This window comes from Methylobacterium dankookense (assembly GCF_902141855.1).
Classification (GTDB): Bacteria; Pseudomonadota; Alphaproteobacteria; order Rhizobiales; family Beijerinckiaceae; genus Methylobacterium; species Methylobacterium dankookense.
Genome location: NZ_CABFVH010000009.1, coordinates 25,816 through 39,140 on the forward strand (window position 1 = coordinate 25,816; position 13,325 = coordinate 39,140).

At 72.6% G+C, this 13,325-nt stretch carries 13 protein-coding genes; 9 read left to right on the forward strand and 4 right to left on the reverse strand.

The features are described 5' to 3' along the window. Positions 1–13 precede the first annotated feature (13 nt). On the forward strand, positions 14–352 hold the full coding sequence (locus tag MTDSW087_RS09735; protein WP_144763235.1) for a hypothetical protein: 339 nt from the start codon (positions 14–16) through the stop codon (positions 350–352). Between the two features lie 89 nt (positions 353–441). Further along, complete coding sequence (locus tag MTDSW087_RS09740) at positions 442–1,782, forward strand: sodium:proton antiporter (RefSeq protein WP_144763237.1); 1,341 nt, start codon at positions 442–444, stop codon at positions 1,780–1,782. Between the two features lie 159 nt (positions 1,783–1,941). Here the strand turns inward: MTDSW087_RS09740 and MTDSW087_RS09745 are convergent, their stop codons facing one another. Together MTDSW087_RS09745 and MTDSW087_RS09750 are read right to left on the reverse strand one after the other, a co-directional pair. Further along, on the reverse strand, positions 1,942–3,618 hold the full coding sequence (locus tag MTDSW087_RS09745) for a methyl-accepting chemotaxis protein (RefSeq protein WP_144763239.1): 1,677 nt from the start codon (positions 3,616–3,618) through the stop codon (positions 1,942–1,944). A gap of 115 nt (positions 3,619–3,733) precedes the next feature. Further along, entirely contained in the window at positions 3,734–4,339 is a 606-nt protein-coding gene (locus MTDSW087_RS09750) for a TetR/AcrR family transcriptional regulator (protein ID WP_144763241.1), read from the reverse strand. Between the two features lie 105 nt (positions 4,340–4,444). On the opposite strand from MTDSW087_RS09750, the gene MTDSW087_RS09755 reads away from it, so the two are divergent. The 5 genes from MTDSW087_RS09755 (at position 4,445) to MTDSW087_RS09775 (ending at position 10,602) form a co-directional block, all read left to right on the forward strand. Beyond that, positions 4,445–5,128, forward strand: a complete 684-nt coding sequence (locus MTDSW087_RS09755; RefSeq protein ID WP_144763436.1) for a PspA/IM30 family protein — start codon at positions 4,445–4,447, stop codon at positions 5,126–5,128. A gap of 212 nt (positions 5,129–5,340) precedes the next feature. Next, a complete protein-coding gene (locus MTDSW087_RS09760) occupies positions 5,341–5,616 on the forward strand; it encodes a YiaA/YiaB family inner membrane protein (RefSeq protein WP_142585454.1) in 276 nt (91 codons plus the stop codon). A gap of 368 nt (positions 5,617–5,984) precedes the next feature. Beyond that, positions 5,985–6,866, forward strand: a complete 882-nt coding sequence (locus MTDSW087_RS09765) for an FAD binding domain-containing protein (protein ID WP_144763243.1) — start codon at positions 5,985–5,987, stop codon at positions 6,864–6,866. Next, a complete protein-coding gene (locus MTDSW087_RS09770; RefSeq protein WP_144763245.1) occupies positions 6,866–9,664 on the forward strand; it encodes a molybdopterin-dependent oxidoreductase in 2,799 nt (932 codons plus the stop codon). Before MTDSW087_RS09765 ends, MTDSW087_RS09770 begins: the two co-directional genes overlap by 1 nt. After that, positions 9,661–10,602 carry a glutaminase gene (locus MTDSW087_RS09775; RefSeq protein WP_144763247.1) on the forward strand — a complete coding sequence of 314 codons (942 nt, stop codon included), beginning with the start codon at positions 9,661–9,663 and terminating at the stop codon, positions 10,600–10,602. Before MTDSW087_RS09770 ends, MTDSW087_RS09775 begins: the two co-directional genes overlap by 4 nt. A 72-nt stretch (positions 10,603–10,674) precedes the next feature. Here the strand turns inward: MTDSW087_RS09775 and MTDSW087_RS09780 are convergent, their stop codons facing one another. Then, entirely contained in the window at positions 10,675–10,860 is a 186-nt protein-coding gene (locus MTDSW087_RS09780) for a DUF2735 domain-containing protein (protein WP_144763248.1), read from the reverse strand. Positions 10,861–11,304: 444 nt separating this feature from the next. On the opposite strand from MTDSW087_RS09780, the gene MTDSW087_RS09785 reads away from it, so the two are divergent. Beyond that, positions 11,305–12,342, forward strand: coding sequence for a glutamine synthetase beta-grasp domain-containing protein (locus tag MTDSW087_RS09785; protein ID WP_144763250.1), 1,038 nt, complete (start codon positions 11,305–11,307; stop codon positions 12,340–12,342). Positions 12,343–12,500: 158 nt separating this feature from the next. Here MTDSW087_RS09785 and MTDSW087_RS09790 read toward each other — a convergent pair whose 3' ends face one another. Beyond that, positions 12,501–12,785 (reverse strand): hypothetical protein, encoded by a 285-nt coding sequence (locus tag MTDSW087_RS09790; protein ID WP_144763252.1) that lies wholly within the window; start codon positions 12,783–12,785, stop codon positions 12,501–12,503. Positions 12,786–13,008: 223 nt separating this feature from the next. Between MTDSW087_RS09790 and MTDSW087_RS09795 the strand changes: the two genes are divergently transcribed. Beyond that, positions 13,009–13,296, forward strand: coding sequence for a PilZ domain-containing protein (locus tag MTDSW087_RS09795; protein ID WP_144763254.1), 288 nt, complete (start codon positions 13,009–13,011; stop codon positions 13,294–13,296). The last annotated feature ends 29 nt before the right edge of the window (positions 13,297–13,325 follow it).

A 13,325-nucleotide genomic window follows, 5' to 3' on the forward strand; every position in this document is an offset into this window, starting at 1 on the left:
CGCGGAAGCTCCCATGAAGCAGATCGAGGCCATCATCGCCTGGACCCCGGTCCGCTGGGCGGAGCTGCGCCCCGAGACGGCGGGCCAGATCGCGGTGCTGCCCGCCCCCGACGGCGCGGACGCCGCCAAGCGCTTCATGATGCGGGCGGGGGCGAGCTCCTCGGCGCTGCAGGCGCTCTCCGAGGAGGCGCGCATCGCCCGCCTGTTCATCGACTTCCAGACCATCGTGGTGCGCGACGGGCTCGACCCGCAGGCGGTGCACCGGGCCTTCCTCGCCATCGACGAGTACCGCTTCCGCATCGCGCCGGACACCGAAGGGGCCGCGTTCGAGGACCCGCCCGAGGAGGATTGAGCGCAAGGGGAAGCCCGCCTCCCCTTGCCGCCCGGGTCCGGATCGGGCCAATCACGGCCACTCACGAAGCCGCGATACAGGATCCGACCTTGCCCCATCTCGACGGAACGGCGCTCGGCCTCGCCTGGACCCTGCCCTTCGCCGGCCTGCTCCTGTCGATCGCGCTGCTGCCGCTCGTCGCCCCGCGCTTCTGGGAGCACCGCTTCGGCCGCGTCGCCGGCCTCTGGGCGGCGGCCTTCCTCGTCCCCTGCGCCCTGCGCTTCGGGGCGGGCGTCACCGCCGCCGAGGTCTGGCACACCGCCGTCCTCGAATACCTGCCCTTCATCATCCTGGTCTTCGCGCTCTTCGTGGTGGCCGGCGGCATCCGCATCACCGGCGACCTCGTCGGCACGCCCGGCACCAACACGGCGATCCTCGGGCTCGGCAGCCTGGCCGCGAGCCTGCTCGGCACCACCGGGGCGGCGATGCTGCTGATCCGCCCGCTGATCCGGGCGAATGCGGGCCGGGCCCGCAACGCCCACGTCTTCGTGTTCTTCATCTTCCTGGTCGCCAATATCGGCGGCTCGCTCACGCCGCTCGGCGACCCGCCGCTCTTCCTCGGCTTCCTGCGGGGCGTCGACTTCCTCTGGACCGCGCGGGCGCTCGCCGCGCCGATGGCGCTCGCGCTCGCGCTCCTCCTCGCCCTGTTCTACGCGATCGACCGCTGGCACTGGCGCCTGGAGGCGCTCTCGGCGACGGGGGCGCCCCGCCGGATCCGGATCGAGGGCCTGCAGAACGGGCTCTACCTCGCCGGCATCGTCGCGGCGGTGCTCGTCAGCGGGCTGTGGCGGCCGGGCATCGCGGTGCCGGTCGGGCTCGGCGTGACGGTGCCGCTCCAGAGCCTCCTGCGCGACGCGGTCCTGCTCGGCCTCGGCCTCGCCTCGTACCGCACCACGGCCCCCGGCATCCGCCTGGAGAACGCCTTCACCTGGGCGCCCATCCGCGAGGTGGCGATCCTGTTCGCCGGCATCTTCGTCACCATCGTGCCGGCGCTGGCGATCCTGCGCGCGGGGCATGCGGGCGCGCTCTCCGGGCTCCTCGCCCTGGTGACGCGCCCCGACGGCGCGCCGATCGACGCCGCCTATTTCTGGCTGACGGGCCTCCTGTCGAGCGTCCTCGACAACGCGCCGACCTACCTGATCTTCTTCGACCTCGCGGGCGGCGACCCGGCGACCCTGATGGGGCCGCTCGCCCGCACCCTCACCGCGATCTCGGCGGGGGCGGTGTTCATGGGCGCCAACTCCTATATCGGCAACGCCCCGAACTTCATGGTCAAGGCGATCTGCGAGGAAGCCGGCATCCGCATGCCGAGCTTCTTCGGCTACATGCTCTGGTCCGGCTGCATCCTGCTGCCGCTGTTCGGGCTGCTGACGCTGGTCTTCTTCGCCTGAGCCGGCTTCAAGCCGGTCGGGGCGGTGCCGCGGATCCCCTCTCTCCGCCCGAAGTCGGGCCCGCCCGACTTCGGTTCCACGTTGCCGATCTCGGACAGGCCCGAGATCGGTCGGGGAGAGGGGGGTGCCACACTCCGAAGCCGTCACATCAGAAGGGGATCACGCCGCGCGCACGCCTGCGAGGAAGCGGGCGACCTCGGCGTTGAGATGCTCGGACTGGCGCGACAGCTCCGAGGCCGAGGCGAGGACCTGGGAGGCGGCCGCGCCGGTCTCCTCGGCCGCGCCGGACAGGGCGGTGACGTTGGCCGTGACCTCGCCCGCGCCGGTGGCGGCCTGGGCGACGTTGCGGACGATCTCCTGCGTCGCCGCGCCCTGCTCCTCCACCGCCGCGGCGATCGAGGTGGCGACGCCGCTGATCTCGCGGATGCGGCCGGCGATGCCGCCGATGGCCGAGACGGCCTGATCGGTCGAGCCCTGGATCTGGCCGATCTGGCGGCCGATCTCCTCGGTGGCCTTGGCGGTCTGGTTGGCGAGCTCCTTCACCTCCGCCGCGACGACGGCGAAGCCGCGCCCGGCCTCGCCGGCACGCGCCGCCTCGATGGTGGCGTTGAGCGCGAGCAGGTTGGTCTGCCCGGCGATCTGCGAGATCAGCGCCACCACGTCGCCGATGCGGCCGGCGGCCTGGGCGAGGTCCTGCACGAGGTCGGCGGTCTGGCTCGCCTCGCCGACGGCGGCCCGGGCCAGCTCGGCCGAGCCGTCCACCTGCCGGCCGATCTCGGAGACGGAGGTGCCGAGCTCCTCGGCCGCCGCGGCCACCGTGTTGACGTTGGTGGCGGCCTGGTCCGCCGCAGCCGCGACGCTGGTGGAGCGGCCGGCGGTCTCGCCGGCGGTGGCCGTCATGGTCTGGGCCGTCGCCTGCAGCTCGGCCGCCGCGGCCGAGACCCGCGCGACGATGCCGCCGACCGCGCCCTCGAAGCCGTCGGCCATCTGGCGCATGCCGGCCTTGCGCTGCTCCTCGGCGGAGGCGCGGGCGAGCGCCGTATCCGCCTCGAGCTGGCGCGTGCGGATCAGGTTCTCGCGGAACACCTGCACCGCGCCCGACATCGCGCCGATCTCGTCGCGGCGGCCGGCGAAGGGGATGTCCGAGGCGGTGTCGCCCGCGGCGAGGCCGCGCATGGATGCCGTCATCCGCTCGATCGGGCGCGAGACGCCGAGGAAGGAGAAGGCGAGGGCGCCGAGCGCGGTCAGGAAGGTGAGGGCGAGCATGGCCAGCGTCGTGTGCGTGGCCGCGCCCTGCGCCGCGCGGATCTCGGCATCGGCCGTCTTGCTGGCGGCGAGGTTGACGTCCACCAGCGCGCGCGCCGCCGCGGCCACCGCGAGGTAGTGCGCGTTCATCGGGCCGCGGAAGAAGTCCATCGCCTCGCCGTGGCGCTCCAGGGGGAAGCCGTGCAGCGTCTCCCAATCCTGCCTCAGCACCTGCAGCTTGGCCTGGAGGTCGTCGTAGATCCGCTGCTCCTCGCCCGAGCTGACCAGCGTCCGGTAGGCCTCCACCTTGGCGGCCCGCTCGCGCATCAGCTCCACGACCTTGCCGGTGCTCTCGGTCCGCGCGGCCGCGGTCTCGTCGGTCATGAAGCGGAACTGCCACAGGCGCGTGCGGGTCACGAGCGTGTTGATCGCGTGGGCTTCATTCATCGAGGGCACGGCATTGTCGAGAAGCGACGCAGTCCTGCTGCCGATGGCCTCGATCTTCAACAATGACGCGCCGCCCTGTGCGAGTGACAACACGAGCATTACAACGAAGATACCTGCCAGGCACCGTTTCAGGCTGAGATTCATCTCTAGTTCCGCCTCTGGACTACGCCGAACACTTCGTTTCATATTATCGTGAAACGAGGATTAATGCGGCGCAGCAAAGGGTTTCGGTGTGTCTCCCGTGTCGTCCCGAGCCTCGTCACGGCCGCCGCAGGCCGGCGGCCATCGCGCGGACGAGGATCTCGATCTGGTCCCGGATCACGGCGGCCGGCAGGGCGAGGCGCTGCGGGTCGAGCCCGAGGGCGACGATGCCGTGCGTCGCCGAGAACAGGCTGCGGGCGAGCAGCCGGCATTCCGTCTCGGCGAGTTCGGGGCGCAGCACCGCGAGCGGCTGCTCGATGCGGGCGAACAGGCGCGCCTGCTCGGCCACGTACCAGTCCGGCGCGCGCTGCCCCGAGGGGGCGCGGTGGCGGAACAGGGCGTCCCAGCGCAGCGGGTGGGCGCGGGCGAAGTCGAGATAGGCCTGGCCGAGCCGCACCAGCTCGTCGGCGGCGGCCCCCGCATCGGCGATCCGCCCCGCGGGCGGCCCGAGCGCCGCCTCGAACAGGTTGAGGGTGCGCAGGTTCACCGCCAGCACCACGCCGTCGAGATCGGGGAATGCCGTGTAGATCGCCCCGACCGCGCAGCCGGCCGCCTGGGCCAATTCCCGCGCGCGCAGGCCGGGCAGGCCGCCCGCCGCGATCATCCGCTCGGCCTCGGCGACCAGGGTGTCGCGCAGGGCGCGGCGGCGCTCGTCGGCGCTCATGCGAGGCTCCTTTCTTTGCACGTCGTGCAAAATCGCACTTGAACGTTGTTCATGACCATGCGAGCTTCCGCTTTGTGAACGACGTTCATGGAGTGGACGAAGGCCATGTTCAAGCTGTTCGAGACCCTGTTGAGAGGCCACGCGGCCCGCGCCGCGGAGGAGATCTTCGACCGTAACGCCCTGCTGATCCTCGACCAGCAGATCCGCGAGACCCGGGCTGGGCTGGAGCGCAGCCGCCGGGCGCTGGCCATCGCGGTGGCGGGGGACCGCGGCGAGGCGCGGCGCCTCGAGGAGGTCGAGGCCCGCGCCGCGACCCTGGAGACGCAGGCGGTGGCCGCGCTCCGGGCGGGGCGCGAGGACCTCGCCGCGGAGGCGGCCACCGCCATCGCCGACCTGGAGGCCGAGCGCGACGCGATCCGGGCCGCCCGGGCGCGCTTCTCGGCGGAGATCGCCCGGATCCGCGAGAGCGTCGCCGACGCCACCCGGCGCCAGGCCGAGCTGGAGCGGGGCCGGCGGGTCGCCGCGGCGAACGAGGCGGTGCGCCGCCTCGGCGCCGGCCAGGCCCGGCAGGACGCCGCCACCCTGCGCGAGGCCGAGGCGACCCTCGCCCGCCTGCGCGAGTTGCAGGCCGAGGCCGCCGACACGGAGGCGGCCCTCGCCGAGGCCGATCCCGGCCGCTCCCTGAGCGAGCGCCTAGAGAAGGAGGGCTTCGGCCCCGGCCCGAAACAGACCGGCGGCGCCGTGCTGGAGCGCCTGCGCCGGGCCGCGCAGCAGCCCGAGACCGTCTGACGCCGCGCCCCGCGCGGCCTGCCCCAGGCCCCGGCGACGGCCGGGGCACCACGAGACGAACCCCGGCGACGATGCCGGGGCACCACGAGACGAACCCCGGCGACGATGCCGGGGCGCCACGAGACGAACCCCGGCGACGATGCCGGGGCGCCACGAGACGAACCCCGACGATCCGTCCCACGCATTCAGGCACAGTTTCAGGAGCAACGATCATGACCCAGGACAACGCCGCGCAGCATTCCTCCGGCTGGGTGAGCTTCACCTACGCCTCGTTCATCGGCTCCATCGCGATGGTGGCGCTCGGCATCGTGTTCATGCCGGTCGACATCTGGCTCAAGGGCTATTTCGCCATGGGCGCGGTGATGCTGGTCCAGTCCTGCGTGACCCTGACCAAGACGGTGCGCGACGTCCACGAGTCCCGCCGCATGGTCAACCGCATCGAGGACGCCAAGACCGAGCGCCTGCTGATGACGGTGGGCCGGGAGTGAGGTTCGGCTCCGCCTCTTCCGATCGGGAGAGGGCTGTCAGGAACAAAAATTTTTCAGAGCGATCGCGCTGGTCCGGAAGGGGCCTCTCCTCCCCACAGATCTCGGGGCTTGCCCGAGATCTGCCCTTGTCTGTCCAGATCGGGCAGGCCCGATCTGGATGGGGAGGAGCCGGAGGTGGGGGTGGTGCAGGATCGGACGTCGCGGTGCCTCCTGAACCACCCCCACCCCGACCACCTCCCCGCAAGGAGGAGGGGACAAGCGCCTTATCCTGAGCCGCCGCCCTCTCCCGAGGAGAGAACGCCGCCCTTGAGCCGGCCACCGGATCCGCGATACCGCCGGGTGGACGGAGTCTTGCGAGGGCGGCCGCGATGGACCTGAACACGATCGAGGCCGTGCTCGCCCCCGCCGCCCGCGCCGACCTGCCCGCCTGGCGGGCGGGCGATGCCTGGCTGGCGGGCGGGACCTGGCTGTTCTCGGAGCCGCAGCCGCATCTCGCCCGCCTCGTCGACCTCGCCGCCCTCGGCTGGCCGCCCCACGCGGTCGGGCCGGACGGGCTGGAGATCGCCGCCACCTGCACCATCGCCGCCCTGGAGCGGCTCGACCTGCCGCCCGAATGGACGGCCGCCGCAGCCCTGGTCGGGCCGTGCTGCCGGGCCCTGCTCGGCTCGTTCAAGGTACGCAACGCCGCGACCGTCGGCGGCAATCTCTGCCTCGCGCTCCCCGCCGGGCCGATGATCGCGCTGGCCGCTGCCCTCGACGCGGCCTGCCTGATCTGGACCCCGGACGGGGGCGAGCGGCGCTTGCCCGTCCTCGACCTCGTGCGCGGGCCGGGCGAGACGGCGCTCGCACCCGGCGAGGTGCTGCGCCGGATCGACCTGCCCGCCGCCGCGCTCGGCCGCCGCGCCGCCTTCCGGCGGATCGCCTTGAGCCCCGAAGGGCGCTCCGGCGCGCTGCTGATCGGCACCAGCGGGGCCGGGGGCTGGGCGCTGACCGTCACCGCCGCCACGCGCCGCCCGCTGCAATGGCGCTTCCCCGCCGTGCCGGAGGCGGAGGCGCTGGCGGGCGCCCTGGCGGCGGTCCCGGACGGGCTCTGGGACGACGACGTGCACGGGGCACCGGACTGGCGCCGCCACGTCACGGGGATCCTGGCCGAGGAGATCCGGCGGGAACTCACGGGGCCGGATCGGCCGGGGCGAGATTCTTCGGGGCGCGATTCTTCGGGGCGAGATTCTTCGGGGGAGGGCGTCTGATGCGCCTCACCGTCAACGGGCAGGCGCAGGCGGTTCCCGCCCGCCCCGGCCAGTGCCTGCGCACCGCGCTGCGCGATCTCGGCTGGTTCGGGGTCAAGAAGGGCTGCGACGCGGGCGATTGCGGCGCCTGCACCGTCCATCTCGACGGCGAGCCGGTCCATGCCTGCATCACCCCGGCCTTCCGGGCGGCGGGGCGCAGCGTCACCACGATCGAGGGACTCGCCGGCCCCTGCGCCCCGGGCGCCGAGGTGCCGGAGAGCTTCCACCCCGTGCAGGCGGCCTTCCTCGCCGCGCAAGCCTTCCAGTGCGGCTTCTGCACGCCGGGCCTGGTGATGACGGCGGCCGCCCTCGACCAGGGCCGGCGGGCGGATCTCGGCGACGCGCTCAAAGGCAATCTCTGCCGCTGCACCGGCTACGGTTCCATCCGCGACGCGATCGACGGCATCGCCCGCGCGGAGGCCGGGCCGGGCGATCCCGTCGGGTGCAGCGTCCCGGCGCCGGCGGGGCCTGCCATCGTCTCGGGCCGGGCCGCCTACACCCTCGACAAGGCGGTGCCGGGGCTCCTCCACATGAAGGTGCTGCGCGCGCCCCACGCCGCGGCCCGCATCCGGCGCATCGACGCCGCCGAAGCCCTTGCGCTGCCGGGCGTCGTCGCGGTGCTCACCCATGCGGACGCGCCGGACGCCCTGTTCTCCACCGGCCGCCACCACGACCCGCGGGACGACGCCGCCGATACCCGCGTGCTCGACCCGGTCATCCGCTTCCGGGGCCAGCGCGTCGCCGCGGTGGTGGCCGAGAGCGAGGCCGCGGCCGAGGCGGCGCTCGCCCGCATCGTGGTCGACTACGCGATCCGTCCCGCCGTGCTCGACCCGGAGGCGGCGCTCCGCCCCGACGCCCCCCTCGTCCACGACCCCGCCGACCGGCCGCCCCCGCGTGCGGGCGCCGACGCAGCCCCCCGCCACAGCCACCCGAACCTCGCCGCCGAGGCGCACGGCCTGGTCGGCGACGTGGAGGCGGGCTTCGCGCAAGCCCATGCGATCCACGAGGGCACCTACGTCTCGCAGCGCGTGCAGCACGGCCATCTCGAGACCCATGCGGCCTTAGGCCTGATCGACGAGGCCGGCCGCCTCGTCATCCGCTCCTCGACGCAGGTGCCGTTCCTGACCCGCGACGCCCTCTGCGCCCTCTACGATCTCCCGCGCGCACAGGTGCGCGTGGTCTGCGGCCGGGTCGGCGGCGGCTTCGGCGGCAAGCAGGAAATGCTGACCGAGGATCTCGTGGCGCTTGCCGTGCTGAAGCTCGGGCGCCCCGTGGTCTGGGAGACGACCCGCGAGGAGCAGTTCGTCGCGACGACCACCCGCCACCCGATGCGGGTGCGCGTGCGGCTCGGCGCCAAGGCCGACGGCACGCTGACCGCCATCGCCCTCCACGTGGTGGCGGAGACCGGCGCCTACGGCAACCATGCCGGCGGCGTGCTCCACCACGGCTGCAACGAGGTGATCGCGGTCTATCGGTGTCCGAACAAGCGCGTCGACGGCTACAGCGCCTACACCAACACCGTGCCGGCCGGGGCCTTCCGCGGCTACGGGCTCAGCCAGACCATCTTCGCGGTGGAATCGGCCATGGACGAGCTGGCGCGCCGGCTCGGCATCGACCCGTTCACCATGCGGCGGCGCAACGCGATCCGCCCCGGCGACCCCATGGTCTCGACGAGCCTGGAGCCGCACGACGTGGAATACGGCAGCTACGGCCTCGACCAGTGCCTCGACCGCGCCGAGGGAGCCCTGAAGGCGCTGCCGCCCGTCGTGCCCGAGCCCGGCTGGCGGGTGGGGCAGGGGATGGCGCTGGCGATGATCGACACGATCCCGCCCCGCGGGCATCTCGCCGAGGCGCGCATCCGCCTGGAGGCGGACGGCAGCTACACGCTCCATGTGGGCACCGCCGAGTTCGGCAACGGCACGGCAACCGTGCACGCGCAGCTCGCGGCCTCGGCGCTCGGCACCGCGCCGGAGCGGATCCGGCTCGTCGCCGCCGATACCGACGTGGTCGGCTTCGATACCGGCGCCTATGGCAGCACCGGCACGGTGGTCGGCGGGCTGGCGAGCCACCGCGCCGCCCTCGCCCTGGCCGAGGCGCTGCGCGCGGAGGCGGCGGGGCGGCGCGGTGCCGATCCCACCGCCTGCCGCCTGGATTCCGAGGGCGTCGCCCTGCCGTCGGGCGAGCGGATCGCGCTCTCCGACTTCGCCGGGCTTGCGGCGGAGGGCCGGGCCGACGGCAGCCCGCGCTCCATCGCCTTCAACGTCCAGGCGTTCCGCGTCGCCGTGCAGGCGGCGACGGGCGCGGTCCGCATCCTCGACAGCCTCCACGCGGCGGATGCGGGCCGGGTGATCAACCCGATGCAGTGCCGCGGCCAGATCGAGGGCGGGGTGGCGCAGGGGATCGGCGCCGCGCTCTACGAAGCGGTGCGGCTCGACGGGCCGGAGGTCGTCACCCGCAGCTTCCGGACCTATCACCTGCCGGCCTGCGCGGACGTGCCCCGCACGCAGGTCCTGTTCGCCGACACCCACGACCGGATCGGCCCGCTCGGCGCCAAGTCGATGAGCGAGAGCCCGTTCAACCCGGTGGCGGCGGCGCTCGCCAACGCCATCCGCGACGCCACCGGCTACCGCCCGCACGCCACGCCCTTCGCCGCCGACCGCATCTTCCGCGGCGTAGCGGCGGCGCTTCATGAGCCCCTTGGCGAGCCGCTTGGCGAGCCGCTTGGCGAGCCCCTTGCCCAGGACGAGACCCGCGCATGAGCCACACCGCCGCCGAGCTCGAACAGGCCGTACGCGAGATCGCCGAGGAGATGCGCGCGCGGACCGACCGCGGCAAGGTGGCCGACTACATTCCCGAGCTCGCCCAGGTCGATGCGCGCCAGTTCGGCCTCGTGGTGATCGACGCGGACGGCCGCGTCGCCGCCGGGGGCGATGCCGACACGCCCTTCTCGATCCAGAGCATCTCGAAGGTCTTCACCCTGACGCTGGCGCTCGGCATGGTCGGCGACCGGCTCTGGCGGCGGGTCGGGCGCGAGCCCTCGGGCAGCCCCTTCAACTCGATCGTGCAGCTCGAGCGCGAGCGCGGCATCCCGCGCAACCCCTTCATCAATGCCGGCGCCATCGCGGTCACCGACGTGATCCTCTCGGGCCACCAGCCGCGGGAGGCGCTCGGCGAGATCCTGCGCTTCCTGCAGTTCCTGGCCCAGGATTCCGCCATCGTCATCGACGAGGCGGTGGCGGCCTCCGAGCAGCGCACGGGCTTCCGCAACGCGGCGCTCGCCAACTACATGAAGTCCTACGGCGTGCTCGACAATCCGGTGGTGTACACGCTCGGCGTCTACTTCCACCACTGCGCCATCGCCATGTCCTGCCGCCAGCTCGCGGCGGCCGGCCGCTTCCTCGCGCATTCGGGGGTGAACCCGGCCACGGGCCTCTCGGTGGTCTCGGCCGAGCGGGCGCGGCGCATCAACGCGATCATGCTCACCTGCGGCCATTACGACGGCTCGGGCGAGTTCGCCTACCGGGTCGGCCTGCCCGGCAAGAGCGGGGTCGGGGGCGGCATCCTGGCGGTCGCCCCCGGCAAGGCCTCGATCGCGGTCTGGTCGCCCGGCCTCGACGCGGCGGGCAATTCCCATCTCGGCCGCATCGCGCTGGAGGCGCTCACCCGGCGCATGGGCTGGTCGATCTTCGGGGTGTGAGGCCGTTTCCGGTCGCGAGCGGGCCACTCCTCCCCCTTGCGGGGCGGGGAGCGGCTCCCGCCACCGGCCCGATCAGCGCCGCGGGGTGCGGTTGCGCTCGGCCTCTTCCTGGATCGCGGCCTCGTGGTACCAGCCGCTCCCGATCGCGCAGCTGCGCGGCGCCGGCTGGGCCGCGGCTTCGCGCTGGGTCTGGCCGGCGCGGCCGCCCACCGGGAACTGGTAGATCTTCGCGGAGGTGCGGTGGAAATCCGTGTTCATGAGGCTCGACGCTCCCTGTCAGCGATACGGTCTCAACGCGTCGACAGCGCTGTCGGAAGGAAGATGCCTATAGTTTGCGCGATCTGCACCCCTAAAATCACGTTTTGCCGACAATTTGCGCATCATATATCTTGCGAAACCGGGTGATGCGTGATCGCCCACGAATCCAAAACCCGCTGCCTTTTCGATGTGCGTTTTCGGCCTCGCGCCGGCACTGCTCAGAAAGTGTGCGTTAACCCGCCCCCAGGCAGAGCATGCCCGTGGCGGGGCGATACAAGCCGCCGGAACCCGGCCGGTTCCACGAACGAGGCGGCCCGGCCGGGCGCCGTCCACAGCCGGATGGGGCGGATGGCACGGCCCGTGCTAGGGGGCGCACAGCCGTCGATGGTGGGCGGGGTCCGACACACGCAGGACTGTCTGTCAGGGTTTGACGAGAGAAGCGCGATGACGAAGTACAAGCTCGAATACATCTGGCTGGACGGCTACACCCCCGTCCCGAACCTCCGCGGCAAGACGCAGATCAAGGAATTCTCCGAGTTCCCGACCCTCGAGCAGCTTCCGATGTGGGGCTTCGACGGCTCCTCGACCAAGCAGGCCGAGGGCGGCTCGTCCGACTGCATGCTCAAGCCCATCCGCCACTTCCCCGACCCGGCCCGCACCAACGGCGTGCTGGTGCTCTGCGAGGTGATGATGCCGGACGGCGTCACGCCCCACGCGTCGAACAAGCGCGCCACCATCCTCGACGACGAGGGCGCCTGGTTCGGCTTCGAGCAGGAGTACTTCTTCTACCAGAACGGCCGCCCGCTCGGCTTCCCCGAGAGCGGCTACCCGGCCCCGCAGGGCCCGTACTACACCGGCGTCGGCTATTCGAACGTCGGCTCGGTCGCCCGCCAGATCGTCGAGGAGCATCTCGACCTGTGCCTCGCCGCCGGCATCAACCACGAGGGCATCAACGCCGAGGTGGCGAAGGGCCAGTGGGAGTTCCAGATCTTCGGCAAGGGCTCCAAGCGGGCCGCCGACGAGATGTGGATGGCGCGCTACCTGATGCAGCGCCTGTGCGAGACCTACGAGATCGACATCGAGTACCATTGCAAGCCGCTCGGCGACACCGACTGGAACGGCTCGGGCATGCACTGCAACTTCTCGACCGCCTACATGCGCGAGACCGGCGGCAAGGCCTATTTCGAGGCGCTGATGGCCGCCTTCGCGAAGAACCTCGACGACCACATCGCCGTCTACGGCCCGGACAACGACAAGCGCCTGACCGGCAAGCACGAGACGGCGCCCTGGAACAAGTTCTCCTACGGCGTGGCCGACCGCGGCGCCTCGATCCGCGTGCCGCACTCCTTCGTCAACAACGGCTACAAGGGCTATCTCGAGGATCGCCGCCCGAACTCCATGGGCGACCCCTACCAGATCGCCAGCCAAGTCCTGAAGACGATCTCCGAGGTTCCGACCGGCGCGGCCGCGGCCGCGGCCTGATCCCACCGATCGCGGCGCGCCCGACGCGCCGCGGCCTCGGACCAGACAAGAAGGGCCGGCCTCCCGCAGGGGAGACCGGCCCTTTCGCGTCCGGGTGCCGAAAGAACGGCCCCGGATGCGCGGGGGCCTCGGCCGCCCCCGCGCGGGTTCTTGTGCCCTCAGCGGCTCGCGGGCGTGTTCTTGTCGACCGTGCCGCCCGCCGAGGGGCCGGCGCCGTTGCCGCGCGCGCCGGGCGCGACGGTGCCGGTGGTGGCGCCCGGGGCCGTGGCGGCACCCGCGCCCGGCGCGGTCGTCGCGGGCCCGCGGCTCGCCGGGGTGTCGGTGGCGACAGTACCGCCCGCAGACGGGCCCGAGCCGGGATTCACCGGGCCGCCGCCCTGCGCCAGGGCGGCGCCGGTGAGGGGCAGGACGAGGCAGGCGGCCAGGGCGACGGAACGCATCATTGCAATCTCTCCGAATGGCTTCAGTCCGGACGAAACCCGCGTCCGGGCACTCCGTTCAATCAGCGCGGGCATTTTCCTGCACGGCCGGCATCCCACCTTGCGCCCCGGCCCGCGCCCGCTCCGCCTCGTTAAGGTTGATATCCGATGAATCACGGACCCGTGTGCGAATTCCTTCCCAGGCGCATTGGGACCTGAGATTATCCCGCCGGCCACGGAGGGGGACATGAACGAGCGACGACGGCAGCAACGGCGGCGCACCTATCTGGGCGGGGCCGTCACCTTCAACCACGGCATGCAGAGGCTGACCTGCCTCGTGCGCGACCTCTCCGAGGACGGCGCCCGGTTCGCGTTCAGCGACGGCGTGATGCTGCCCGAGGCGATCGACCTCGCGATCGACCTGCACCGCGAGACGCGGCGCGCCCGGATCGTCTGGCGCGGCAACGACACGGTCGGGGTGGCCTTTGTCAGGCCCCACGCCGCGTCGAACGTCGTCGCCTTCGCACGGCCCTAGAGCCGATCCGGCCACCAACCTGAGCGAAA

Bases quoted from the DNA above. Each gene is read 5' to 3' on its own strand.
- MTDSW087_RS09750 (WP_144763241.1), bottom strand. From the start codon at position 4,339: ATGAGCGCCGACGAGCGCCGCCGCGCCCTGCGCGACACCCTGGTCGCC.
- MTDSW087_RS09775 (WP_144763247.1), top strand. From the start codon at position 9,661: ATGAGCCACACCGCCGCCGAGCTCGAACAGGCCGTACGCGAGATCGCC.
- MTDSW087_RS09765 (WP_144763243.1), top strand. From the start codon at position 5,985: ATGGACCTGAACACGATCGAGGCCGTGCTCGCCCCCGCCGCCCGCGCC.
- MTDSW087_RS09770 (WP_144763245.1), top strand. From the start codon at position 6,866: ATGCGCCTCACCGTCAACGGGCAGGCGCAGGCGGTTCCCGCCCGCCCC.
- MTDSW087_RS09735 (WP_144763235.1), top strand. From the start codon at position 14: ATGAAGCAGATCGAGGCCATCATCGCCTGGACCCCGGTCCGCTGGGCG.
- MTDSW087_RS09760 (WP_142585454.1), top strand. From the start codon at position 5,341: ATGACCCAGGACAACGCCGCGCAGCATTCCTCCGGCTGGGTGAGCTTC.
- MTDSW087_RS09780 (WP_144763248.1), bottom strand. From the start codon at position 10,860: ATGAACACGGATTTCCACCGCACCTCCGCGAAGATCTACCAGTTCCCG.
- MTDSW087_RS09745 (WP_144763239.1), bottom strand. From the start codon at position 3,618: ATGAATCTCAGCCTGAAACGGTGCCTGGCAGGTATCTTCGTTGTAATG.
- MTDSW087_RS09755 (WP_144763436.1), top strand. From the start codon at position 4,445: ATGTTCAAGCTGTTCGAGACCCTGTTGAGAGGCCACGCGGCCCGCGCC.
- MTDSW087_RS09795 (WP_144763254.1), top strand. From the start codon at position 13,009: ATGAACGAGCGACGACGGCAGCAACGGCGGCGCACCTATCTGGGCGGG.
- MTDSW087_RS09790 (WP_144763252.1), bottom strand. From the start codon at position 12,785: ATGATGCGTTCCGTCGCCCTGGCCGCCTGCCTCGTCCTGCCCCTCACC.
- MTDSW087_RS09785 (WP_144763250.1), top strand. From the start codon at position 11,305: ATGACGAAGTACAAGCTCGAATACATCTGGCTGGACGGCTACACCCCC.